We start from the raw sequence: 24,164 nt of genomic DNA, 5'->3' as shown, positions 1-24,164 counted from the left end.
TCGAATTCCTATGTAAATGATCGGATAGAAAAAAGAGAGCAGCTGCTAGAAGAAGAACAGCCGGACTTACTTGTTTGTACACATGCTTTTCCGTCTTTTTTAGTCAGTAGGCTAAAAAAAACAAAAAATCTTTACACCTGTTATCAATATTTATAAAAGGTTAGTTTTTTTCAAAACGACTATTTTAATAAAGGCCGAGCATTGTCAAGCGTTAATTGATTTTTAGGGTTCAGCCACATCGCTATCAAGCTAAAATTTTCTGGTACCCCCAAAACGAAAAAAACACTATCTTTTCTCTAAAATAATGAAAAGAATAGTGTTTTTTATTTAGCCGTATTCGGTACGACAAAAAGCGATTCCCCAAAAATTATATCGACTTGTACGGGAGTAGTCCGTCTAAAAATAAATAATCAACAACTCTTGTTAATATTTATTTCCCAAAATGTAAAATAAAGTATTTTGATTATTTACAACTTATGGTAGGGTGTTAATTGTTAATATATTACTAATCTTTAAAAAGGAGGAGTAAATTTGAATAATTATCTAAAAAAGTTTGTAGCAGGTATTTCTTTATTGGGATTAATGGTAGCACCAATCGCCTCTTCATCAGTTTTCGCAGAGGAAATCACTACTAAAAACGTTGAGGGTACATCCGTTGAAAAGGATAATTTGGGGCAGGCAAAATTGACACAAGAACAAAAAGAAGCGTATTACAAGCAATATGTTAAAATTATCGAAGAAGTAGTGGCGGAGCATGAGGGTGTGTCAATGGAGGCTGTACCTTTTGACCAGTTTGCTGAGGAAGATTGGGTTGAGCCGGGTGAATTTAGAAAAAGAGCAATTGAAAGAGCTAATTTAACGTTTGTTGATTCACAAGAATCAACTCCATCATCAAGTCCAATTACTCTTGCTGGAATTTCAAAAACGAAATCAAAAAATTTTGATGCAGATGGCAAGACTGTAACTTTAAATGTTACAGGTAATTTTGAAACAGGGTATAACGGGAATATTGATAGCCAAGTTTTTACGGGGATTAACTCTTTAACCTCGCGAACAACAAGTGGAGCTTGGACACAAACAGGTTATGACCCAGAACGAATTGATGGTGGTCGTACATATGGTATTACTGTTGGTGGAAGATTAGAATTAAGTGGTATTAAAACGAATCATCGTGTATATATAGAATTCTATTGTAGTAAATCTGGTGGGATTAGTTGATAATAAAAAAGTGATTATGATAAAAAATCATTTTTGACGAATATTGTTATATAGGGAGAGGTGAATATAATGTTTACCTCTCCATTTTGTTTTTGGTAGGGGAGAGCAGGTTTTCTCAATAGATTAAACCTTATTGAGGTATTCACTAAAATTCTTGATACTCTTATTGTGGTATATCCGCATAATCCTAACTGCCCCTTCGGACAGGAGGGATAACCGCTATATAGTTAAGCTATTATCATATGTACTTGTTTAACCAAAGAGTGTAGGATAGTTGAACAAGGATATAGAATAATCTATTTAGTGATATGGGGGATAAAGATGATTGATTATTACGGAGAACTTTGTACAAAAATTTATGAAAGTGATAAATCGATTGCGTACGGCGTGCATCTTATATCTTCCAATATATGGATAATTAATAGGTGTGATTATCCCCTTTAAGTAGACAGTAAAAGAAAGATATGCATATTACGTCGGATAACAAGAAAAGCGAAGAATAAACTCAAACGTTTATCTTCGCTTCTTCCTTTATCATCAATTATGTTAACTTTTCCCTAAGCTCCGCTACTGTCGTTACAGGAGCCTGGCAGGCAAAATTTTCACAAACATATACGGTGGCTTTTCCATCCTGTGTCGTTTTATCTGTTAACATCGGTGCGAGAAGAAGAAATTTTTCTCGTGTCTCATCTGTAACCACCGACACAACGGCATTCGGCATGAAATGTTTCCGGACTTCTTGTACCATCTCCTGTGCCGCTGCCTGGCTTGGAGCCGCAATCACAACTTCCTGCGTCGGTCCGAACAGGAATTGCACAGCCATCATAAAGTGAGCATGTGCCTGCGGATACAGCGCTACATCCCCTGCAAAAGCGGAAACCTGCTCACTGGCAAGACGGACAATATCATCATTTCCAGTCAGACGCGCCAGACGGACAAGATTCATCGCCGCCACCGAATTGCCGGATGGCATGGCTCCGTCGTACAGTTCCTTCGGACGCGTCAACAGCTGCTCTGCATCACTGCCATAGAAGTAAAAACCGCCGTCTTCCTTATCCCAAAACAGTGCGAATTGTTGCTCCTGTAAGTTTAGCGCATACATTAGGTAATCCGTCTCAAATGTCGCTTCATATAGCTCCAGCAGCCCCCAAATTAAGAAGGCGTAATCATCCAGATAACCGAGAAATGCGGATTCTCCGTCCCGGTATCTTGCTAGAAGCCGTCCGTCTTCCCGCAGTAATTTACTCTTGATAAACTCCACTGCACGTGCTGCCGCCTCTGCATATTTCTCATCGTCAAGCACGACCGAGCCTCTAGCCAATGCTGCAATCATGAGACCATTCCAGGCAGTCAGAATTTTATCGTCTTTATGCGGGTGGATGCGTTTCTCCCGTACTTCAAACAGCTTGACACGGCATTTCTCGATGAATTGCTTTAATTCATCCAACTCCATGCCTTCTTCCTGTGCTGATTGTTCAAGCGACTTCTCTACGAGATTCGGAATACTCGTGCTGTGCTCGAAATTACCGTAATCCGTAATGTCATAAATGCGATTAAAGCGTTCCCCGTCTTCTTTTCCGAGAATTTCATTGATTTCTTCTGGACGCCAGACGTAGAACTTCCCTTCCTCCCCTTCCGAATCAGCGTCTTCCGCTGAATAGAAGCCACCTTCCTGATCGGTCATATCACGCAGTACATACGTAAAGATTTGCCGAGCGGGGTCTGCGTATGTCTCGTTACCTGTAGCCTGATACGTATCAAGATAAATGAGCGCAAGTAATGCATTGTCATATAACATCTTCTCAAAATGCGGAACCAGCCATTTTTCGTCGACAGAATACCTGGAAAAGCCCAGTCCGATCTGATCGTAAATCCCTCCACGCTGCATTGACTCAAGCGTTTTTTCTACCATGTTCAGCGCATGTGCTTCTCCGGTTAATTTCCAGTGACGCAGAAGAAAAGCCAGATTATGCGGTGACGGGAATTTCGGTGCTTGTCCGAAGCCACCATATCGCGAATCAAATGTACTTTCATACTGCTCGTACGCTTTCGCAAGCGTTTCCTCCGTTAGCTCACCTTTCCCCTTCGTTTTGATACGATGCTCTTGAAGGGCATTGACAATTTGCTGACCGGTGCGGACAACACGCTCCCGGTCTTCGGTCCATTTACTATGGATTTGGTTAAGAATATCCATCAAGCCCGGACGACCGTATTTGCTTTCTTTAGGAAAGTACGTACCAGAGAAAAACGGCTCTTTGTCCGGGGTCATAATAACAGTAAGAGGCCAACCGCCGTGTCCCGTCATGGCTTGGCAGACTTCCATGTAGATATGGTCGACGTCTGGGCGTTCTTCACGGTCGACTTTAATGGAGATATAGTGCTGATTGAGAATATGTGCTACTTCCTGATTTTCGAAGCTTTCCCGTTCCATAACATGGCACCAATGGCATGTAAATTTGCAATACCTCTATTTCATTATATTAGCCCGCAGGCTAGGAATAGCCTACTGACAAGAAAACCGGCTTACCTTCCCGTTTAGCTTTTTGGAAGGCAGCAGGTGACCACTCCATCCAATTAACCGGGTTATAAGCATGCTGAAGCAGGTATGGAGATTTCGAATTAATTAAAGCGTTTGGTTTACGATTATTTGCATGACTATGAGGATTGTTATGTGTCATATAAACTCCACCTTTCGATACCAAATTTTTCTTTATTTTATTATAACCCAATTCCCTCACTTATAAAAAAATAAGCGGCTAACCAGTTTAATAAGCTGATTAGCCGCTTTTCCTTTGGAAAAGTTTTCTCCCACCTGCTATTACCATTCAGCAATTGGTTGGCCGGCCCTGGAAAATAGCGCAATAATACAGGAGGTCGACTTGTCTTCACGCATAGCAAAAGGGGCAATTAGCATGCTCTTTTCTATAAACATTTATTGCAAATCTTTTCTTGACATCAGTTAGCTGGTCTAATGCTTCTACATCAAGTACCGCAAAAGGTTCGGTAAGGACGGGTTGATGGCGCAGGCAGTGTCGAGTAATCAGCCTGTTCGGGAGAGTGGGCGTAGGGGCTAGAAAGAACCTCAAGAAGCTGCTCCATTACGCTGTAGTCTCCTTGTTTCACTGCGGCTTCTAGTGCGGCTTCTACACGGTGGTTCCGAGGTATTAGCGCAGGATTGCTGTTCCGCATCAACTGATGCGAGGAGGCTTTCGATTCCTGCTGCCTGCCTAGTCTCGCCTGCCACAGCTCATGCCACTGAGCAAATTCCGGGGTCCCAAACAGATCCATACCCTCCAGCGTACCAAAGGTCAATGCTCGGAAGGTATTCGTATAGTCCGCACGATACTTCTGCATCATACTGAGGAGGTCTTCAACAAGGGATTCATCCTGCATCTCTTCGTTAAATATTCCTAGTTTTGCTCTCATTCCCGCGAGCCAATTACGCTGATACAACTCAGCAAAATCTGAAATTGCATCCTGGGCCAGATTAATAGCCTCCGCCTGATCGACATGCAGCAGCGGCAACAGGGTTTCAGCAAATCGCGCGAGATTCCACCCGCCAATATTCGGCTGATTGCCATAGGCATAGCGGCCATGAATGTCAATGGAACTGAATACTGTTGCCGGGTCATAGACATCCATAAAGGCGCAAGGACCATAATCAATAGTTTCTCCACTAATGGTCATGTTGTCGGTATTCATCACCCCATGGATAAAGCCAACCAGTTGCCATTTGGCAATCAGCACGGCCTGACGCTTGATCACTTCCTGAAGTAGCGAAAGATATCGATTCTCATCAGCTTCAACGTCTGGAAAATGGCGTTTTAGTGTATAATCAGCCAGGATCTGTAGTTCCTGGGCTGTGCCCCATTTTGAAACGTATTGGAAGGTGCCAACGCGCAGATGACTGGCAGCAACGCGGGTCAGAATCGCACCAGGCAGGTCGGTTTCGCGGATTACTGACTCACCGGTTGTCACCACTGCTAGACTGCGGGTGGTAGGAATACCAAGCGCATGCATTGCTTCACTGATGATGTATTCACGCAGCATCGGTCCAAGTGCCGCTCGACCATCGCCCCCGCGGGAATATGGCGTTCGGCCTGAACCCTTGAGCTGAATATCAAATCGTTCACCTAAAGGAGTGATTTGTTCGCTAATCAGCAGAGCCCGGCCATCCCCTAACATCGTAAAATGCCCAAATTGATGCCCCGCATAAGCTTGAGCAAGAGGCAAAGCGCCTTCAGGAATCCGATTGCCAGCAAGCACTTCTACCCCTTCTTCACTTTGCAGTGCCTGGACGTTCAGCCCCAGGGATGTTGCCAGCGGCTCATTGAAAATGATTAACTTCGGTGAGCGTACAGAGGTTGGGTTGAGGCTGGTAAAAAATGATTTCGGCAGACATGCATAACTGTTGTCTAAGTTCCATCCTGCTTCTGTTATTGCTTTTCCCTTTGTCATCGTATCTCCTTTTCTCCTTTTGTCTTTTTATATCCTAGTTTTTTCATTTACATAAAATAAAAATCATAGGCATTCCATAATATTTTTAGTTATCTATTCTCTATATCCACACAAAGCAGCCCCTTTTAGTGTCTACTCCTGCCAATTTATTATACCTTTTCCATACATAGATGACGCCCTCTAAATATTTTTTAAGTATGTACTGAAATCAAAGATGTTAGGGTTAAAAGCATAAAAACGAATCTCCACCACCATTACTCCCTATATTCCTACGCGCAATCCCAATTATATACATGCGATTTGATAAATCGACAAATTTTTATGGTGAGAGGTAAGAAAAGAAGGTGAGAATCAGAGGCTAGAAAAAGACATGTTGGCCTTTCTTCCGCTGGAGTGCAGGGCACATCCAACCTCTTCTTTTTCTGAATCGCCTCCTTCCAACCACACTCCCCTGCCAAAATACCAAGTGTAATTTATATAGCAATAAAACAAATACACAAACTTCTCCGTCTTTGAGTGTATTTGTTTTATTGCTCTAACCCTTTCATTTCAACCTATTTCTTCTCTATCCACATAATACAATCAACACGACTTGATTACTGATTATTCACACATAATTTAAGGTTGTGGCAGTGTTCACCTAAAAAAATAACTACTGTACTTCGCTACGCTTTGGTTGCTCCATTCTGTTCTTTAGTTGTATTGTAAAAATACAACTAAAGAACAGAAGCCAACATCGTTATCGTCACAGCCATTCAATCTGTGTATTTTCTCTTCATTATCGGTCCCTCTTAATAAAAACTGATATACAGGAAGGGGAATTGATCCCATAAATAAACTCACCTCTATTCATTGATACGTTAATCATCTGATTTAGGTTTTATTGTTGAGTTGGGTATTTGAAGGATTCAAACCCACTAATCGAGAGGACCTTATTTAACTAGCTGATTTTCTTCCATAACTTTTGGCAAAGGACATCATTCTTTGATACATAGAAGGACTTATTTTTTTCAGAGGGTGAAATTGTGGTCTGCGAGTATTAACTTCAATAATCCATAATCGGCCTATCTTATCAAAAGCAAAATCAATCCCCATCTCATGCATCCCCTTCTGGTAAGAGGAGAGGGTACCTGCTACTTCCAATGATATAGTAGATAATTGATGGTATCGGGATTTTTTTTGCTTATCTGTTAAATTTAAATCTTTGAAAACTTGATCGAGCAGGAGGATCTTACCACCTTGATAGTAGTTTGTAATAATTTTTTTCGGTAATCCAACTTTAGTGAACATTCCTGTACATACCCACTTGCCACTGGGTTTACGCTGGACCATTACCCGAATGTCATAAGGCTTACCATTAACCTTTTCCAGCTCAATCCCTTTTTGGATGAGCATACGACGCTTTTTCGAATAATTTTCCAAATAAGTATATAGCTCTGAAACTTTCTTGAATGATTTCCTAGAATATGTTTTGCGAGCAATAATCTTACCACTTTTCGGATCTTTTTTTAGCTGAACGATTCTTTTTCCGTGGGAACCTTGGTTGGGTTTAACGTAGAGCAAATTGTATTGGGATGTTGTTCGCTCCAGTGTTTCTTTACTGAATGGTACAGAATAAGGGAGATGGGATTTAAGATTTTTATTGGATATAAGGTAATGATATACACGGAGTTTTCCTTTAATCCGTTTACTGTTATAGTTTTTCTTTGACATGAAACCATCCTTTCTTTAATATCCTCACATAATATTTATATTTTCTTAATATTGTATTTTTTGACAAGGAAAATGATTAGGTAAGTATAGAAATGTATGATTTACAGAATATTACATACTTCCTTCGGGCTTACACGTCTTGAATCAAGTATTACAAAAATCCGTTGGTGCTCTTCCTGTGTCTTTAGTGGACAATGTGAACCCTCCGATAATCTATTCATTACGTTCTTTCACAGTTACACTGTTGGCATTATGTTTTTTCTTATGCCTACTCCCTGCGGTTTTACCATAAGTAACAATTCCCAAATGCACTTCACTTGTAAAATACATCTGATTTGATAAATCGATAAATTTTTATGGTAAGAGGTAAAAAAAGAAGGAAGGGCGGTGGGCGGGAGCGATCGGAAAAAAACACGCTGCCCTTTCTTCTGCCGGATCACAGGGCGCATCCAACCTCTTCTTTTTTCCGAATCTCCTCCTTCCAACCACATTCCCCTGTCAAAATATCAAGTGTAATTTTTATCAAAACCATTCTTCATCCTCAAAGTCATATCGTCTCCGATACTTTTGATTGTGGCACTTATTGCACATAGGATACTGATAATCCCACGCAAGTTCGCAACCGCAATGCTTGCAAGTCTTCTTAAACCGTTTGATGTCTTTTTTGAGCATCTCGTGAATATCATCGCTAATTTGTTCCCGCACCCGCTCCCAATAGTGAGCTTCGGTCTGTTTATTAAGTTTATATAGGAATAGTAAATGCAGACCGACTGCTTTGTAGGAGAGTTCCATATCTTCGAGTGACCCGTATTTCGTCTGTGGCTCCGGCAGCTCCTCATACCGAACAACTGCCTTCATTGTATTTTGCCATTGTCGTCTAAGCACTGGTTCATTTCCAGAAAACGGCATGTGCAGATAGCCATATAAATCCATCAAAGAAAGTCGTTGTTCGACGTCTGTTCCCTTTATCGTATAATATAACGCTCTCTCTTGCGAAAGGGTCGCTTTTCGGGTTCCACTCGGATTTTCAAACTTATTCCACAGATCAAAAAAGGTTCCCAGGTCATGGTGATACGTAAGAAATCGTTCAAAAACGCCTTTAGTAGGGGCGATCGTAAAAATCTGAATAGGATGATCCGTTTGAGATAACAGCCGCTTCATACGTTTCACATCACTGGAAAAGGCAACGTACCCTACTTCATATATTCCTTTACGACCTGCGCGGCCCGCAATTTGCTTTACTTCTTGTGAGGTCAACGTTCGCCTACGGCTACCATCGAATTTTTCATTTTCTAAAAAGACCACACGGCGAACCGGCAAATTGAGTCCCATTCCAATCGCATCCGTCGCTACAATCACCTTGCTTTTGCCTTCAATAAACTGATGCATTTGTTTTTGTCGGGTTTCAGGGGGCATGCTGCCATAAATCACACTGACTTTATGCCCGTCTTTTTCAAGTTTTGCTGCGGTTTGCAGCACTCGGTTACGAGAAAAACAAACCAAAGCGTCGCCCGGTTGTACATTCTTAATTTTAAATGGCTTATCTTCTACTACGAGCGGAATGTTCCGTTTATATTCCCGGACATGTATGTGTGCCCCTTTGAGCAGATGAAGCAGCATTTCTTTGACGTTCTGGCTTCCAATGACATGGACCTCGTTTGCGTTCGCTTTAGTAATCGCTTTGTACCAGGAAAACCCACGATCTTTATCAGCAATCATCTGGACTTCATCAATGACAATAACGTCATAGTGATCTTTCTCATGGAACATCTCTACAGTACAGGAGGTTTTGGCAGCCCCTTCCACCTTTTTTCTTCTTCTCCAGTTTTCAGATTACAAGAAACCCCTTCTTCATTAAGCTTTTCAAACACTTCAAGGGCAAGTAAGCGAAGTGGTGCCAGGTACATGCCGGAAGCTGACCGTTTCATCCGCTCTAACGCCTGATAGGTTTTTCCTGTGTTTGTTTCACCAATATGGAGCTGATATTGAACATTACGATGAATAGAAGAATCATATTCTCGCTCGAAAATATCCTGAATCATGCGTTTTTCTTCTTTCATTTTCCGCTCGACTTCTGCAAGTGCTTCGATTCTTCGGCGCTCTTTTTCTTCTTTGTGCTGTTCATAGAGCACTTTTTGTTCCTCTAATGAAGGAGAAAGACGGGCAAGGTTCAATAAATCAGCCAGACTTTCCTCACTAATCTCATCTCGAAATGTCCATTCGAGCTCCGACAGTTCATATGCGGCCATGTCTTGCAAAGTACTTACCGTCATATCTTCACCGCATACTTCCTTATATTCCGCTTGCAACGAAGGGGTAAGACGTTCTAACAATACACTTGATATACTATTCATGACATCATCCTGAATAAACGATTCATAAATATGTTCTATACGTTCTTCCTCAGCGCCCTCATCAGATACCATCTCTGCATAGGCTACATTTATAGTCCGGTCATCCGCTAATTTTTGGGCCACTGCAAAACGCACCCTTATATAGAGCAAATCCCGATCGCTTTCTATAATAGTAGAAACCTTGGACAAGATGCCTTCTTTCAGTTTTTGTATCTTCTGTTGTCGCTCACGTTCCATGCGTGCCTTTTCTTGCCGCTCCAGTTTTTCCTGGTATCGTCTTTGTACGCTTTCATACCTTCGTTTCCACTTTTCTTTTTGGTTCGAAAATTCGCTATTTATCCACTGCACCACATCAAAGGGCGAGTCATCTTTCATTTCCTCCATAAACTGTTTATGGAGTGTCTTTCGCTTCATGTCTGTGGCTTCAATCCCTTTTTGCTCCAGGTACGATCGTTTAAATGTATTTGAAAATCCGGTTTTCACTTGTTGGTTCCATTCTTGCCTCCAAAGGCTCTGTAAGTGCTCTTGATTTCCTGCTATGTAATCTTCTAACGATGGGAGTTCCTTATTATTTTCCAGAAATGTATCTATATTGGTTTGAATCCTGGATTTGGTTCGACTCACTGCTATTTCGTATACTCGTTCCAATTCATTCATACCATCTATCTCCTTGTACTTGAGTGGGATGTAAGCCAGTTCTATAGTGTCTGCCAGCATGTTTTTTCTTTTACGGAATATCCTTATAACAGGTTCATCCCCCACCTACGCTTTACTTAGATCGACTTTCCTAGGATTTACATCTTAATCATACAGAACATTCGTGCTTATTTACAATAGAGAACACGATTCGCCTGTGTGTTTTCTACCTACATCCCTTCCCCTGTTAAAGTGAGGCTCTTCTCGCTTAAAATGACAAAATAGGAGGCTATGTCATGCAGATTAAAACCATACAAACTGTTGAGGAAATTCATCCTGAACACATAGCAGGCCGAACCGTTATTATAATTGATGTACTCAGGGCGTCGAGTACGATTGTAACCGCTTTACACTCCGGCTTTGCCTCCGTCACTCCAGTTGCATCCATTGAGCAAGCGTATGCCCTACGATCCCCTACTACAATTTTGGCTGGGGAGCGGTATTGTGAAAGCATCGCTAATTTTGATTACAACAATTCACCGACCGCCCTATATAAAACAAAGCATAGTGGAAAACACCTTATTCTGACAACGACAAACGGCACAAGAGCCATTCAAAAGATAGAAAAAGCAGAGGATATATTTATTGGATGTTTTCTCAATTCTACTGCATGTATAATGAAGGCACTTTCCCTACGTCACGATATTACGTTATGCTGTGCAGGTACTCGCGGAGAATTCGCATTGGAGGATGGGCTTGCAGCTGGATTGATGGCTCATATAGCTAAAACGCTTTTCCCTTCAGTACATACATGTGATTTATCAGAAGGATTAGAAGCTTGTTATCTCCAGCTTGCCCCTCAGCTTGCTCAGCGTCTTCTTACATCTACTACAGGAAGACGATTAGTTGAGCATCGGCATACGGAGGATATTTTTTTCTGCAGCCAAGTTGACTTTTTACAAATTGTCCCGTTTGTCCATGAAAAAAGAATACTTCTGTCCTCTTCCTCATAAAAGTAAGATGAAGAAAAGGACAGGGGTTTGATGCGAATGCAAGTATCTCCAGGTGAAGCAGTACTTGTTATATTGATTATTATTGGGTTAATTGGTCGCTCACCCATTCTTGCCACGGCAGCCAGTATGCTACTCATGCTAAAACTTGCTTCCCTTGAACGTTTTTTTCCGGCAGTAGAACGCCGCGGAATGGAGATGGGGCTTCTCTTTTTAACGATAGCCGTATTAGTGCCCTTTGCCAGTGAGAAAATTACGGTTAAGGACCTCATTCCCCTCTTTACTACGCTCGTAGGAGTTGTAGCTCTGACGGGAGGCGCTCTTGCTACTTATTTGAACGGAAAAGGATTAGACATGCTACGGGCGGAACCGCATCTTATTGTCGGCCTGATCGTCGGCTCTATTATTGGGATCGTGTTTTTTCGTGGAATACCGGTCGGTCCGCTCATGGCGGCTGCGATTACTACTCTCTTACTAAAATTCATTTATTTTGTTTTACGATTTTTTAACTAAATTGCATATTACGTCGGAGCTTTTTCATTTCTCCTAAAGAGAGTTCCCGACTCGTATTCTTTATTTGTCCCACCTCCATTTTTAGCGCCAGGCTTAATAAAGAAAAAAGTCGAGATCAAAATCACAAAACTTAATCCTGCCATACTAAAAAACACTGTCTTATGCGAAATTTTCATCAACCAGCTGAAAATGGGCGGACCAAAAGCAACGCCAAGAAAACGGACACTTCCATACAAAGAAGTGATCATTCCTCTTTCCGCTTTTTCTACGGCTCCTGTAATTAGCGTATTTAAACAGGGCAATAATAACCCGGTTCCTATGCTTCCTACTGTTAACAATCCGATGATAAGGTAAATTTGTTTAAAGAAAGCAACGGCAACCATAGAAGCAGTCAAAATAGCCAATCCTGTTATCATGACCCTTCGAATAAGCGGCTTATTTTGTTTAATTTTTGCCCCAGTAATGTAGGCGGTAACAACCATTCCAAACAGAGGGATAGCAAGGATGACACCTTTAAGCATCCCATCAATTTTGTATGTATCCTCCAGCAAGTCGGACAAGTAAAATAAAACGCCAAAAAGAATAAACAATCCGGTAGCTCCGACAAAAAAGGCGGGGATTAGCCATCTTCCTTTATCTTTAAAAATTTGTTTCACCGCTCCAAGATACTTAGGAAGAGGCTGTCCCTCCGCTTTTTTCTTCTCTTTGACCCCGAACCATACATAGGCGGCAACAGCGAAACAAAGGATGGGAAATGTAAAAAAGACCGCATACCATGTTATAAGAGCAATAGCCGAACCGATAATCGGCGACAAAATTTTCCCCATTCCATTCGATGATTCGATAATTCCCAGTGCTTTGCTTTCTTGAGCTCCTGAATATAAATCTCCAATGAGTGCCATAGCAATCGGAGCCGTACCCGCTGCCCCAATTCCCTGAATCATTCTTCCAACTAGAATGATCGTATAGGAATTTTCCATCAGCCAGGCAGCTAGCCCTGAAATAATTCCTCCAATTCCATATATAATTAACGAGGGAACAATAATCCACTTACGACCAAAACGATCTGACAAATACCCGACCAACGGAATAATAATACCTGCCGCGAGCGAGAACAACGTAATCGTAAGGCTTGTTTGGAATTGAGTTAAACCCAGCTTCGCCCTCATTGTAGGAAGAACAGGTACCAACATTGAATTTCCTAATACCATTACGATTGGAATAAAAGCAATCGCGATCATAGTCGATGTTCCTTGTTTTGCTTCCATCTTTCTTCCTCCAATTTTCACTCCTTTATTTCTGTCCCAAGAGTGTTGATTATCCAGTACGATCCAGAGTCGATCGTCACCACACCGTGCCCCAAACGGGCGTCGGTTCGTCTCCCGCACGGAAGCGTAGAGGGCCGCTTTTACCCCCGCCAAGCGGCCATGTCCCTTCCTTGTGAGAAAAAGACGAGGGAACACGCCGACGCGTGCATCTTATCTCTTCCGATATATGGATAATCAACAGGTGTGTTTCTGTCCTTTAATTACCCTTTCCTTTATCGTTATTTTTGATACCAAACCTATATATCCATTACATTACATGCATTTTTTTATGTATTTTCCGCAAGCTATTCTTATTATAAAGTTAGTTACACAAGAGAGGTTCGTAATACAATTGAGAATCGAAAAAGTGGAAACCTTCCCCATGCTATATCAGCTGCCGCAACCTTATGGTGATGCAAATGGATATAAGAAGTATCGGTCTTGTTATCTCTTCCGAATCACAACCAAGTCAGGAGTGGAAGGTTGGGGAGAATGTATAGACTGGCTGACTACCCTAGAAAAAGGATTTCAATCCCGTATTGTTCCTTACTTACTAGGAAAAGAAGCGACAGACCGCACACAAATTGTAAATACAATTAAAAAATGGCATCAACGTGTAGCCACCGGGGTCAGCATGGCACTCACAGAAATCGTAGCAAAATCTGCTGGGCTTTCCGTATGCGATCTATGGGGTGGAAAATTAAGGGAAATCATTCCTGTTTACGCATCTTTTCAGTCCTATTCGAATAAAGAAGATTGGATACAACATTCTCTACACCTTATTGAACAATCGATTACCGCCGGTTTTACGCAACTGAAGGTCAAGATTGGCGGAAGAACGCTACAGGAGGATCAAACCCATATTCTGTCCGTTCAAAGTATGTTAGAAGAGAAAATACAGCTAGCTCTCGATGCAAACCAAAGCTACGATGCTTCTACCGCAAGGCAGTGGAACCGATTGTTTGAAAGGTGGCCAAATATGCTGTGGCTTGAGGAGCCACTACCTATGGACAGGGTTGCAGACTATAAACTTCTGCGAGCAACGTTGACCATTCCAATTGCGGGTGGAGAGAATCTCCAGAAGTCGGCTGAGTTTCTTCCTCTTTTAAAGGATGGAGCTGTTGACATTATTCAACCGGATATCATGCATGCAACCGGGGTAGACGGATATCGTGAGACACTACAGCTTTCCCGGATCTTTGGAATAAAGAGCTCTCCGCATACGTTTGATGGGGCACTTTCCAGGCTATATGCCCTGTTTGCCCAGGCTTGCCTCCCTCCATGGAGTAAAATGAATGATGATGCAATCGAACCAGTTGAATGGGATGTAATGGAAAATCCTTTTACATCAATACTATCCTTAAAGCCGTTAAATGGCTGTGTACCAATTCCTACCGGTACCGGTATTGGAGTAGAATGGGACATGGAGAAGATGGACAAGTACCGTTGGGATGGAACTTCCTACTATTAAATTATAAAAAAGAACCGCCAAGTTTGGCGGTTCCCATTTTATGAAATGATGTGTCCTGCATTTTTATAGTCAGGAAGGCAGTCCGCCTGTACAGCAGCGCTTTCATGCCTAAGAAGGAAAGTATCAAACCGTAGACCCCTGCGCAGGCACTCAAGATTGTACGCATCCTCAAATTGAATGTTCCCCATATTTACATTTCGCCCCCAAAAACGGAGCAGCTCGATTTGCTGATTTTTTTGGGGCGCTTCCCATATAAGACGTTTTCTCACATCACCTGGAATCGCTTGTTCGACAGCGGTCAAAAATTCCGGATCAATGCGACCTTTCTTATCATATATGCCCACATCGGTTCCCGATTCCCTGCCCTCTACAATGACGTGGGAAGCCCCTTGTTCAAGATCCGAATAAAGAGTTTTATGCAAATCTTCTACACTAAGATGACTGCCACCTGCTTTTTTACCGCATTCCGTAATTACGGTAAATCCTCTTGCTGTTATTTCCCGTATCATATTATGTCGCTCACTGGCAGGCAATTCAATTGTTCCATCAGAAATCTCCAGGTAACTAAAGCCCAGCTTCTCTATTGAATCTAAATAACTTGTCAAGACACCTTGATAATATGCAATTTCAAATAATGTGCCTCCCGGATACAATGCTACTCCAGACTTTTGAGCTAAAAGAAGCTTTTTCTGCAAAATTTCAGGCGGATATAACACTGTAGTGCCAAATCCAAGTTTAATATAATCAACATATTGGCCGGCAAGCTGTAAAAATTCTTCAAATGAAGCCAGGCCAATTCCTTTATCGATTATCATTGTTAGACCGAAATCTTTTGACTTATCCACTCTTTCCCCCGCAGGATCTGCAAGTCGTGGATGATAAGCAACGTCTGGATGGTTCACAGCCACGGTTCCCCCTTATTGGCGAATGTCTTCTGCAAACCATCCTATGCATAACAGCCTATACACGTTCTCCTTTTTACCTTTTATTCTTCATTGTCATCCTTTTTATGTAGCTCAATTAACTGGCCACCCAAATGAATGTATATATTCGGCTCTTTCTCGCCATCTCCAAGAATCGCCTTCTTTAGACCATCAATAAAGTACGTCACAATATCAATGAAGTTCTGTTTCTCCCCTTCTTCATCCAATTGCCCCATCACATAAAGCTCTTTATCTTCTTTATATATGTAAGCAATGTAGCCTACCGCTTTGCCGCTTGCATCTACCACATTTAAAATTTCTCCCTGCTTATTTTGAAATTCCGGTTTAAAAAATAGCATCGCGAAACCTCCTTCCGTTTTTTAATTCAACTTACTCCCTTATAGAGCCTGTTCAAAAAGGAGGACAAACAGAGCCGTGAAGTTCAAGGCGCGGCAGACCCGAGCAGCGGAGGGACAACGCAACGCAGAAATTCGCAGTTCTGCTTCCCGGACTTTTTGAACATCCTCTTATATACTTCTCAACATATAGCTTGACCAAATTTTATCCTTTCATCCATAAATAAGTGCGCAGCCAGGCTGGCTACGCACTTCGGTTACTCATTTCCGAATGATTCCTTTTTCTATCAGATAACATACAATCTGCTCGACAGATTCATTCATGAACTGCTTGTCGGTTTCGACAACAATTTCCGGCGAGAGAGGTTCTTCGTATGGTGCTGAAATACCCGTAAATTCAGAAATTTGATTCGCTCTTGCCTTTTTGTAAAGTCCTTTCGGGTCTCTTTTTTCGCATTCATCCAGTGAGCATTTCACGTAGATTTCGATAAACTCATCTTCTTCTACAAGACTACGGGCCAGTTCCCGGTCTGCACAATACGGCGAAATAAACGCAGTCAACACAATCATCCCGGCATCAACGAATAACTTTGCTATTTCGCCGATTCTGCGAATATTTTCTTTGCGCTCCCTCTCACTAAAGCCTAAATCGCGGTTAATTCCATATCGAATGTTATCTCCATCTAATAAATAAGTGTGTAGCCCTTCCTTATATAGTCGTTCCTCAACCGCATTGGCAATCGTTGATTTGCCCGATCCGGAAAGGCCGGTAAACCATAGTACCGTACTTTTATGGCCACACAGCTGCCGTCTTGCTTGTTTTGTGATTGCAGCAGGATGCCATACAATATTTGCATTGTATGCTGACATAGCGAATCCTCCTTTACTGTTTATCTGCTGCCATTGTCATACCGCGGATTAGCACTTCTGCCACTTCCGCCCGGCTGAACTCCGGCGGAGGTGCCTCTCCACCTCTAAGCATTTCTCTTACTTTTGTTCCAGAAAGAACAAGATGCTCCTCTGGGGCATGCGGACATGTTTTGGTCGATGCCATATTACCGCATTTCTTGCAATAAAAGCTGTGCTCAAAAAATAACGGAGTAATTCCAAGCTCTTCTGCAGTAAAGTTACGGAAAATCAATTGTGCATCGTACGTGCCATAGTAATTACCGACTCCTGCATGATCACGCCCAACAATAAAGTGAGTACATCCATAATTTTTGCGTACAAGCGCATGAAAAACAGCTTCTCTCGGACCAGCATACCGCATGGCAGCCGGGAACACAGCAAGAAGCACGCGCTCCGCCGGATAGTATTCCTTCAGAAGCACTTCGTAGCTTTCCATGCGAATATGTGCAGGAATATCATCCCCTTTCGTTTCACCGACAAGCGGATTCAGAAAAAGTCCGTCTACAATCTCCAGCGCTGATTTTTGAATATATTCATGAGCACGGTGAACAGGATTTCTTGTTTGAAAACCGACAATCGTTCTCCAGCCTTGCTCAGCAAAAGCAGCTCTTGTTTCTGCAGGATCAAGATAATAGTCACCAAACTCATCCTTTTCCGGGCGCCGCACAAGCGTAATAGGACCAGCAAGATACATATCAGGCCTTTCCAGCAACTTTTTCACGCCTGGGTGCTTATCATCTGTCGTCCCATACACTTGTTCAGCTTCAAACCGCTTATCCGAAAAATACTTCTCTTGTAGTTCCAAGATCCCGTATACCTTTCCTTTATATACAAGCTTTATCTTATCGCCTATTTTGAGAGAGTCAGCTACATACTCCGGAACTGGAAGAGTAATAGGAATCGCCCATATATGTCCATCTGTCAATCTCATCTGATTCATCACAGCATAATAGTCGTTTTCCCCGAGAAAACCGATAATTGGGCTATATGCGCCTATCGCGATCAACTCAAGATCGGATAATGCAAAACGATCAATCTCAATTTCAGTAAGGATAGAAGAATAATCATATTGGAGATTTACACGATTTATCAGCGTACCACCATGTGGTTGATTCACCTTTCATCCGCTCCCTTTCTTACTTTGTTTCTATATTTATTGATGTAGACCGCATTCTGTTTTTTCAAAGCCTGCCCAGCGTCCAGCACGAGAGTTCCCTCCATCTTCCACCGGCAAGGTACAGTGCTCGCAGCCGATGCTCGGATAGCCCTTGTCATGGAGTTCATTGTACGGTAGCTGGTACAGCTTAATGTAGTTCCATACATCATCCCATTTCCAATGAATGAGGGGACATACTTTAATAGAGGTGAATTTTTGATCTTTATTTATGAATTGAACATGTGCACGCGCAGGCGATTGCTCCCTTCGCAGTCCTGACAACCAGGCTTTCTTGCCTGCTAACACTGTAGCAAGCGGCTGTAATTTACGAATGCTGCAACAAACATTCGGTTCTATCTTCCACAAGGCAGAACCGTGCTGTTCGGCCTGCTCCTCAAGCGTGAGAACAGGCTGAACGATCTCAATCCGCAATAACGGATAGGCTCGCTGAACTTTCTCAACCAATTCGTACGTCTCTTTAAAATGTACATGCGTATCAAGAAAAACGATGTGTGCATCTGGACGAATTTTACTAATGATATCAATCAGTACAATTCCTTCTGCGCCAAAGCTGCAAGCATACACAAGTTCATCCGCAAAGGTATGATACGCCCACCTCACAACATCGATTGTGTCTTTGTTGGACAGTTCTTTATTAATCCTTCGATAATCATCATCTGTAAGCTGCTGAAACGACAAATTACAATGATGCGACATCGTTTACCTCCCTTTGTTAATACCATGCTTTCTTGCGGCAGAATGCCGTCTTTTGATTTTCTATTATATTGTGGTTATATGCCTAAGGTTCCGTTAACAATAACATTATGATGAAGGATGGAAAAGGGGCGTGGATTATGCAACAAAATATACGTATGGATACGGAGGCATTGAGCGGCAAAACAGTTGCAGAACAACTGCTTGAGCAGCTACGGATCTGGGGAGTAAAACGGATGTATGGTGTAGTCGGCGACGCGATTTTAGGCTTAATGGATGCAATAGCAAAACAAGATAAAATCCAGTTTATCGCTGTCAAGCATGAATCTACAGCAGCAATGATGGCATCTGCCGAAGCAAAGCTAACAGGCGGACTCGGGGTTTGTATCGCTACGATGGGTCCTGGACTTGGTAACCTACTAAACGGGCTTGGTGATGCCTATAAGGATAAGGCATCTGTTCTTGCTATTACGGGACAAGCCCCGACAGATAAAATCGGTACCGACTATAAACAATACGTAAACCAGCAAGAGCTAATCAAGCCACTTGCCCAATATAGTACGCTTCTAGCACATCCTGATGCCATTATTAAGGTATTGAACAAGGCAATGCACATGTCACTTGTCAAAGGTACCGTTACCCACCTATCTGTTCCAAAGGACATGTTTACGAGGGGAACGAAAGCCATGCCCCATCCTAAACCACTCCTGCTAAAAGGAACTTATCACTTCGAAGCGGAAGGATTAAAACAAGCGATCGACATAATGAATCTGGCACAACGTCCAATGATATTGGCTGGCGTAGGAGCTCGCAATGCTGCCAAACATGTGGAAACGCTTGCCGAAAAATGGGGAGCAGGCCTGCTCGTCAGCTTAGGCGCAAAAACAATACTCCCTGATACGTCTCCTAATTTGTTGGGCGGAATCGGTCAAGGAGGAAATCCTTATGCAGCACAAGTATTTACGCAAGCAGATGTAGTGCTGCTTATAGGAGATACGTGGTGGCCGGAAGGATATGTACCTCAAAACGCTCGCATTATCCAAATCGATTACATGCAAGAAAATATAGGAAAGGGAATTCCAATCGAGTTAGGAATCGTTGGCGACTCAGCTACAATCGTTCCTTTATTGGTTGAAGGAGTGCAGCAATCCACTCATACAACGTGGAAATCTCAATGGCAGGAGATGAGACAGAAATGGGTACAACAGAATGAACAGGAAGGCAATCAAACAGGCTCTCCCATTCACCCATCTAGAATCGTACGGGCCATCGAAAAATCTGTGCAACCTAATGCTATTCTTACGCTTGATACGGGTGATGTAACCGTATGGATGAATCGAAACTTTCGTTCGCAGCAGCAGGAAATGCTGTTCTCCGGCGAATGGAGGACGATGGGATTCGGACTTCCCGCTGCGCTGGCAGCCAAATTATGTATGCCAGAAAGACAGGTAGTCGCCATCGTTGGAGACGGCGGTCTTGAAATGGTTCTGGCTGACTTACTAACAGCTACGAGGTATAATCTGCAGATTACTGTCATCGTATTTAACAATGGTTATTTGCAGATGGAACGCGATAAGATGATCGTAAGTGGATTTAATCAGGAAGGTACCGATCTGACAAATCCTGATTTTGTTACATTAGCCCAAGCATGTAGCTGGAATGGATACCGGATTGATTCAGATACAAAGCTCGAAGAAATACTACAGCAAGCACTTGCATCCAATCGGCCAGCACTGGTTGAAGTACTGACCGCTCCGGTAGTGCATCCTGAAACAAAAGGGTAATTGCAAATCTCTCCTTCTTCCCGGAGCATTTTTCTTTTTTATTTGTATATAAAAAAGAAAATGGACTTACGGGAAGAAGAAAAGATTTTGAAGTACTTTTTATATAAGCTTTAAGCCACTTATGAGGATAATTGTAGCGATAATCGTACGCAGAGGCCTGGCTGGAACTTTGGCCGATAAGGTGCTACCGAACATAACACCTGGGATGGAACCCAGAAGAAGATTGCCTACTAATAAATAGTCTACACTGCCAGCGCCAGCATGGAGTACACCTGCAACTGTTACAAGAAGAAATGCATGGGCAATATCGGTCCCTACTAACTCCGATGCCTGCATACGATACAGGTATAACATAGCTACAGCAAATAAGGAACCCGAACCGATAGAGGTAAGCCCTACAATAAAGCCGAAAACAACACCGATACAAATGGTCAATCCTTTTTTTTCTTCAATCGGTGCTAGCTGCCAGCGATTGGGTCGCAGTCTCTTATCAAAAAACACACGAATAATGGTAGCAATGGACACAAGGATTAACACATATCCGAGCGCGCTTTTGATGAATTCTTCCTGGTTGTGATAAACGTCGGCAAAGAAATGCAGGGCAGATACAGCAATAATCGCACTAGGAATACTACCGATAGCCAAATATTTTACTAATGTAAAATTTACTGTTTTCTGCTTCCAATGCTGGATAACACCAAACATTTTTGTAACAGAGTTGTAGACTAAATCAGTTCCTACTGCAATAGAAGGTTGAACACCTATAATAATTAAAATGGGAGTTAAAAGCGCAGCCCCTCCTACTCCGGTCAAACCAACTAAAAATCCAACCAACAACCCCATTAGTGTTATTTCGATACTCACTTTTTCCCTCCCAATCCAATTTCTCCTTGTGTTGTAACATACAGCCACAATGAGTACCAACCTACAAATGAGCTTACATATTCATTGGTATATGCCTATGAGGAAAAAATGGTGTTGCTGAACCTTACAAAAAAATCCAAACAAAAAGCCGCTCAAGTGAGCGACTTTTTAGTATTCTTACAGCCTTGGATCAATTTCTTTTTCTTTACTTGTTTCAAAAAGCATATTTGCTACTAGCTGTTGATATTCTTTATTGTTTTCATTAATACTGTCCAGATTGTGTGTCAACATCTCTTTTCCTAATTTATATTCAGAAATAGCTGTTTTTAGTTTCTTCCCTATATTCTTCTGTTTAATTAACTTGCTGTATTTTCGTGGGAAACGATAATCGTATCCGTATATAATCGTTAAATAATCTGGGTTTCTTACTTTCATATACGGTGTTATTCCATTCTTTATTGTATCTGGTTTAATTACGATACCTTCCATTCTTTTTACTGTTGTCGTATTTTTGTAAAATTCCTCTGCCACCTCAAACCAATTGTTCTTGGCAAAATCAACAACAATACATTCATCAATCGATAGGAACTTGAACATCTCCGAAGCACCGAGTAAAGGGATCTCTTCCTCACCATTCTTTTTAACAATTTTCAAAATATCAAACGGTTTATACTCAACCGCTCCTTCTTGACCATATAGCATGAGCTGCTCTTTATATTGATTATATGCATGGATATGCTCCTCAAGAGGCATATACGACCTCATCACCTCTTGCACATATTTAAAATTCTGATAGTTGGCATCACCATACTTCTTACTCAGCTCTTTTTTGGGCATTTTATTCTGATCCTCATCAAAGCCGCTTGATTGATATGTTGTTATCAAATTTTGAAGCTGTTCTTCAAATTCATATTCTTTTAAGAAATACAGTTCTGACTCAATCGCTTTATCAATGACATTGAATTGTCTTTCGATCAGACCTTTGCCTAAAGCACTCCAGGGCAGCAACTCTCCATCCAAAATTAATGTTTCGATTCCATTCTCTTGCATATAGGTTCCAAATTGGTCTAGTAGCCGTTCGTAAACGTGCGGTAATTCATCATGAATAGCTTTGTAGCCATTTCGGCTAACAGAGAAACATTTTTCCACATCTTGATTTAAGTAAATCGTACATCTTGAACCCATGTACTTTGGTTGTAGCACAACTTTATCAATACCTTTATTTTTAAAGTACATTAACCCACTTTTTAAAGATTCAAGGTCATGATTTTCCTCATCTTTATCAGCAGGAGGCATTGTTCCAGAAATAAAGTTAACCTTATTTCTCAATACATAACGCAAACGTTTTTTGTCACTATCATCCAGGTGATCAAGAGAAACGTTCTTTTCTTCTTTAAACAAAGACGGTAGTTCTTCTGTGGTCATTGTGTCTTTAGATTTTTGCTTTTTGAAATGCGGCTTCCCTGAGTCTAACACAACAGAGGTCAACGCATTTCCATACACACAACCTGTATCAATCCCTATTTTATTTTTAACTCGTATACTATCGTTTGTTGCAATATGGCCAAACACATGGTATGGGTGGTTATTTACTGCTTCATTTTTAATAAAAGCCAGTTGCTCATCTAGGCTCTTATCTTTTTCCACTGAAAATTTACGTTGCTTTTTCAAAGCAAGATTACTCAATTTACCTATATATTTATTTTTACAAGGGGCATGTGTAACATAAAATGAAGGTGTAGAAAAACCAATAAACCTATAGAACTCTTTAGATATATCAACCAAGTGCAAAAATTGTTCTTTCCGTTTATCGTTGTGTTGCAGAACTTTGATGGAATCGAAATACTTGTCTATTAACTCATTATCAATTTTAGAAGTGGATAACTCACCTTTTATATATTTATACACAAAATTTTCGTGGTTTCCTTTTACAATATAAAACCACTCCAAATTATTGCTAATAAATTCAATAATTTCTTCCGTATTTTTCCCTTTGTCAATAAAGTCTCCCACAAGGACAATTTTATAGTTTGCAGTTTTCTTTGTGTACAAGATTTTATTCTCTTGAAAAGCAAACCCATATTTAGAAAGTAGCTCTTTTAGCTCCTCAACCCTTTCATGCACATCCCCGACAATAATATATCTCCCTTCTGCCGGAAGAATATGGGACATATATTCTTCTATATCTTCAATAATAACTTTATACTGTATATTAACTTTACCTGATTGAGGGCTATAAAAATCCTTAGCTTTAATTCTATGGATTCGATTGTATTTCTCGCGATGAATCTTACTCATTACATCTTTTTTTAATCGACTGACATGCTGAGCGATGATTTTTCGAGAGCAATCTGACGAATAATACTCTTTAGTATCTTTGTAATCAAATAAAACTACTTCTAGATTGTATCCATTTTCCTTTGCGATTTTTTGAACTTCTTCTCGAAATTCTTCCGCTAATCCGATCGTGTCAACAATCACAAATTCTGCTTGAATCGGAAATGATGTGACTGCTTTTACCTTTTCAAACAACATATGAAAGGCTTGTTTACTGCTTTCGAGCATGATTTGACTATGCTTGTGATAATCGTGACCTAATATTTCTTGTCTAATTTCATCTGATGAGATATATTGCACATTTGTTTTAAAGTTTTTATTTACATCTTCAAATTTTAATTGTGGAATCAAAACGTTCTTTGCAAACGTTGTTTTCCCTGATTCTGTCGCTCCAACCATCATAAATATCGTATGAACTTTTGTCCTAATTTCCACTCTTGC

General features: G+C 41.3%; 19 protein-coding genes and 2 pseudogenes. 7 read left to right on the top strand and 14 right to left on the bottom strand.

The window, feature by feature from the left end; translation table 11 throughout:
• The first annotated feature begins 531 nt into the window (after positions 1–531).
• The gene (locus AF333_RS14590) at positions 532–1,218 is read left to right on the top strand and encodes a hypothetical protein (protein ID WP_052811750.1); all 687 of its coding nucleotides are present in this window, start codon (positions 532–534) and stop codon (positions 1,216–1,218) included.
• Between the two features lie 321 nt (positions 1,219–1,539).
• A pseudogene (locus AF333_RS37450) lies at positions 1,540–1,614 on the top strand (SAM-dependent methyltransferase); the annotation flags it as partial.
• A 145-nt stretch (positions 1,615–1,759) separates the two neighbouring features.
• Here the strand turns inward: AF333_RS37450 and AF333_RS14585 are convergent.
• The 4 genes from AF333_RS14585 to AF333_RS14570 form a co-directional block, all read right to left on the bottom strand.
• On the bottom strand, positions 1,760–3,649 hold the full coding sequence (locus AF333_RS14585; protein ID WP_043064201.1) for a thioredoxin domain-containing protein: 1,890 nt from the start codon (positions 3,647–3,649) through the stop codon (positions 1,760–1,762).
• Positions 3,650–3,710: 61 nt separating this feature from the next.
• Entirely contained in the window at positions 3,711–3,896 is a 186-nt protein-coding gene (locus tag AF333_RS36810; protein ID WP_043064200.1) for a DUF255 domain-containing protein, read from the bottom strand.
• A 304-nt stretch (positions 3,897–4,200) separates the two neighbouring features.
• On the bottom strand, positions 4,201–5,676 hold the full coding sequence (locus AF333_RS14575) for a protein adenylyltransferase SelO (RefSeq protein ID WP_043064199.1): 1,476 nt from the start codon (positions 5,674–5,676) through the stop codon (positions 4,201–4,203).
• Positions 5,677–6,612: 936 nt separating this feature from the next.
• Entirely contained in the window at positions 6,613–7,389 is a 777-nt protein-coding gene (locus AF333_RS14570) for a YheC/YheD family protein (RefSeq protein ID WP_053432692.1), read from the bottom strand.
• A 356-nt stretch (positions 7,390–7,745) separates the two neighbouring features.
• On the opposite strand from AF333_RS14570, the gene AF333_RS35320 reads away from it, so the two are divergent.
• Positions 7,746–7,982 (top strand): hypothetical protein, encoded by a 237-nt coding sequence (locus AF333_RS35320; protein WP_235496465.1) that lies wholly within the window; start codon positions 7,746–7,748, stop codon positions 7,980–7,982.
• Here the strand turns inward: AF333_RS35320 and AF333_RS35315 are convergent.
• Together AF333_RS35315 and AF333_RS37445 are read right to left on the bottom strand one after the other, a co-directional pair.
• Positions 7,912–9,009 carry a helicase-related protein gene (locus AF333_RS35315; protein ID WP_407638683.1) on the bottom strand — a complete coding sequence of 366 codons (1,098 nt, stop codon included), beginning with the start codon at positions 9,007–9,009 and terminating at the stop codon, positions 7,912–7,914. The two genes, AF333_RS35320 and AF333_RS35315, sit on opposite strands and share 71 nt — an antisense overlap.
• A 36-nt stretch (positions 9,010–9,045) precedes the next feature.
• Positions 9,046–9,431, bottom strand: a pseudogene (locus tag AF333_RS37445) (DEAD/DEAH box helicase); the annotation flags it as partial.
• A gap of 1,244 nt (positions 9,432–10,675) precedes the next feature.
• On the opposite strand from AF333_RS37445, the gene AF333_RS14555 reads away from it, so the two are divergent.
• The gene (locus tag AF333_RS14555; protein ID WP_043064197.1) at positions 10,676–11,392 is read left to right on the top strand and encodes a 2-phosphosulfolactate phosphatase; all 717 of its coding nucleotides are present in this window, start codon (positions 10,676–10,678) and stop codon (positions 11,390–11,392) included.
• Between the two features lie 36 nt (positions 11,393–11,428).
• The gene (locus AF333_RS14550) at positions 11,429–11,902 is read left to right on the top strand and encodes a DUF441 domain-containing protein (RefSeq protein ID WP_043064196.1); all 474 of its coding nucleotides are present in this window, start codon (positions 11,429–11,431) and stop codon (positions 11,900–11,902) included.
• An 8-nt stretch (positions 11,903–11,910) separates the two neighbouring features.
• Here AF333_RS14550 and AF333_RS14545 read toward each other — a convergent pair whose 3' ends face one another.
• A complete protein-coding gene (locus AF333_RS14545; RefSeq protein WP_235356575.1) occupies positions 11,911–13,323 on the bottom strand; it encodes an MFS transporter in 1,413 nt (470 codons plus the stop codon).
• Between the two features lie 238 nt (positions 13,324–13,561).
• Here AF333_RS14545 and AF333_RS14540 point away from each other — a divergent pair, with 238 nt between their 5' ends.
• Complete coding sequence (locus AF333_RS14540) at positions 13,562–14,680, top strand: mandelate racemase/muconate lactonizing enzyme family protein (protein ID WP_043064296.1); 1,119 nt, start codon at positions 13,562–13,564, stop codon at positions 14,678–14,680.
• A gap of 38 nt (positions 14,681–14,718) precedes the next feature.
• Here AF333_RS14540 and comA read toward each other — a convergent pair whose 3' ends face one another.
• The 5 genes from comA to AF333_RS14515 form a co-directional block, all read right to left on the bottom strand.
• Positions 14,719–15,582, bottom strand: coding sequence for a phosphosulfolactate synthase (gene comA / locus AF333_RS14535; RefSeq protein ID WP_043064295.1), 864 nt, complete (start codon positions 15,580–15,582; stop codon positions 14,719–14,721).
• An 83-nt stretch (positions 15,583–15,665) separates the two neighbouring features.
• Entirely contained in the window at positions 15,666–15,962 is a 297-nt protein-coding gene (locus AF333_RS14530; RefSeq protein WP_043064194.1) for a hypothetical protein, read from the bottom strand.
• Between the two features lie 258 nt (positions 15,963–16,220).
• On the bottom strand, positions 16,221–16,829 hold the full coding sequence (gene cysC / locus AF333_RS14525) for an adenylyl-sulfate kinase (RefSeq protein ID WP_043064193.1): 609 nt from the start codon (positions 16,827–16,829) through the stop codon (positions 16,221–16,223).
• Positions 16,830–16,842: 13 nt separating this feature from the next.
• A complete protein-coding gene (gene sat / locus AF333_RS14520) occupies positions 16,843–17,985 on the bottom strand; it encodes a sulfate adenylyltransferase (protein WP_043064192.1) in 1,143 nt (380 codons plus the stop codon).
• Between the two features lie 36 nt (positions 17,986–18,021).
• On the bottom strand, positions 18,022–18,741 hold the full coding sequence (locus tag AF333_RS14515) for a phosphoadenylyl-sulfate reductase (RefSeq protein ID WP_043064191.1): 720 nt from the start codon (positions 18,739–18,741) through the stop codon (positions 18,022–18,024).
• Between the two features lie 137 nt (positions 18,742–18,878).
• On the opposite strand from AF333_RS14515, the gene AF333_RS14510 reads away from it, so the two are divergent.
• A complete protein-coding gene (locus AF333_RS14510; RefSeq protein ID WP_043064190.1) occupies positions 18,879–20,522 on the top strand; it encodes a thiamine pyrophosphate-binding protein in 1,644 nt (547 codons plus the stop codon).
• Between the two features lie 99 nt (positions 20,523–20,621).
• Here the strand turns inward: AF333_RS14510 and AF333_RS14505 are convergent, their stop codons facing one another.
• Both AF333_RS14505 and AF333_RS14500 read right to left on the bottom strand, forming a co-directional pair.
• Positions 20,622–21,386 carry a sulfite exporter TauE/SafE family protein gene (locus AF333_RS14505; protein ID WP_043064189.1) on the bottom strand — a complete coding sequence of 255 codons (765 nt, stop codon included), beginning with the start codon at positions 21,384–21,386 and terminating at the stop codon, positions 20,622–20,624.
• Between the two features lie 177 nt (positions 21,387–21,563).
• On the bottom strand, positions 21,564–24,158 hold the full coding sequence (locus AF333_RS14500) for a metallophosphoesterase (protein ID WP_043064188.1): 2,595 nt from the start codon (positions 24,156–24,158) through the stop codon (positions 21,564–21,566).
• Positions 24,159–24,164: the final 6 nt, after the last annotated feature.

Origin of the sequence: Aneurinibacillus migulanus, assembly GCF_001274715.1 — a bacterium.
Classification (GTDB): Bacteria; Bacillota; Bacilli; order Aneurinibacillales; family Aneurinibacillaceae; genus Aneurinibacillus; species Aneurinibacillus migulanus.
Note: the sequence above shows the minus strand (reverse complement) of the source record. Positions and strands in the feature narration are given on the sequence as shown.

Bases quoted from the DNA above. Each gene is read 5' to 3' on its own strand.
- AF333_RS35320 (WP_235496465.1), top strand. From the start codon at position 7,746: ATGGTAAGAGGTAAAAAAAGAAGGAAGGGCGGTGGGCGGGAGCGATCG.
- AF333_RS35315 (WP_407638683.1), bottom strand. From the start codon at position 9,009: ATGCTGCTTCATCTGCTCAAAGGGGCACACATACATGTCCGGGAATAT.
- AF333_RS14555 (WP_043064197.1), top strand. From the start codon at position 10,676: ATGCAGATTAAAACCATACAAACTGTTGAGGAAATTCATCCTGAACAC.
- AF333_RS14570 (WP_053432692.1), bottom strand. From the start codon at position 7,389: ATGTCAAAGAAAAACTATAACAGTAAACGGATTAAAGGAAAACTCCGT.
- AF333_RS14575 (WP_043064199.1), bottom strand. From the start codon at position 5,676: ATGACAAAGGGAAAAGCAATAACAGAAGCAGGATGGAACTTAGACAAC.
- AF333_RS14585 (WP_043064201.1), bottom strand. From the start codon at position 3,649: ATGGAACGGGAAAGCTTCGAAAATCAGGAAGTAGCACATATTCTCAAT.
- AF333_RS14530 (WP_043064194.1), bottom strand. From the start codon at position 15,962: ATGCTATTTTTTAAACCGGAATTTCAAAATAAGCAGGGAGAAATTTTA.
- AF333_RS14515 (WP_043064191.1), bottom strand. From the start codon at position 18,741: ATGTCGCATCATTGTAATTTGTCGTTTCAGCAGCTTACAGATGATGAT.
- cysC (WP_043064193.1), bottom strand. From the start codon at position 16,829: ATGTCAGCATACAATGCAAATATTGTATGGCATCCTGCTGCAATCACA.
- AF333_RS14510 (WP_043064190.1), top strand. From the start codon at position 18,879: ATGCAACAAAATATACGTATGGATACGGAGGCATTGAGCGGCAAAACA.
- AF333_RS36810 (WP_043064200.1), bottom strand. From the start codon at position 3,896: ATGACACATAACAATCCTCATAGTCATGCAAATAATCGTAAACCAAAC.
- AF333_RS14550 (WP_043064196.1), top strand. From the start codon at position 11,429: ATGCAAGTATCTCCAGGTGAAGCAGTACTTGTTATATTGATTATTATT.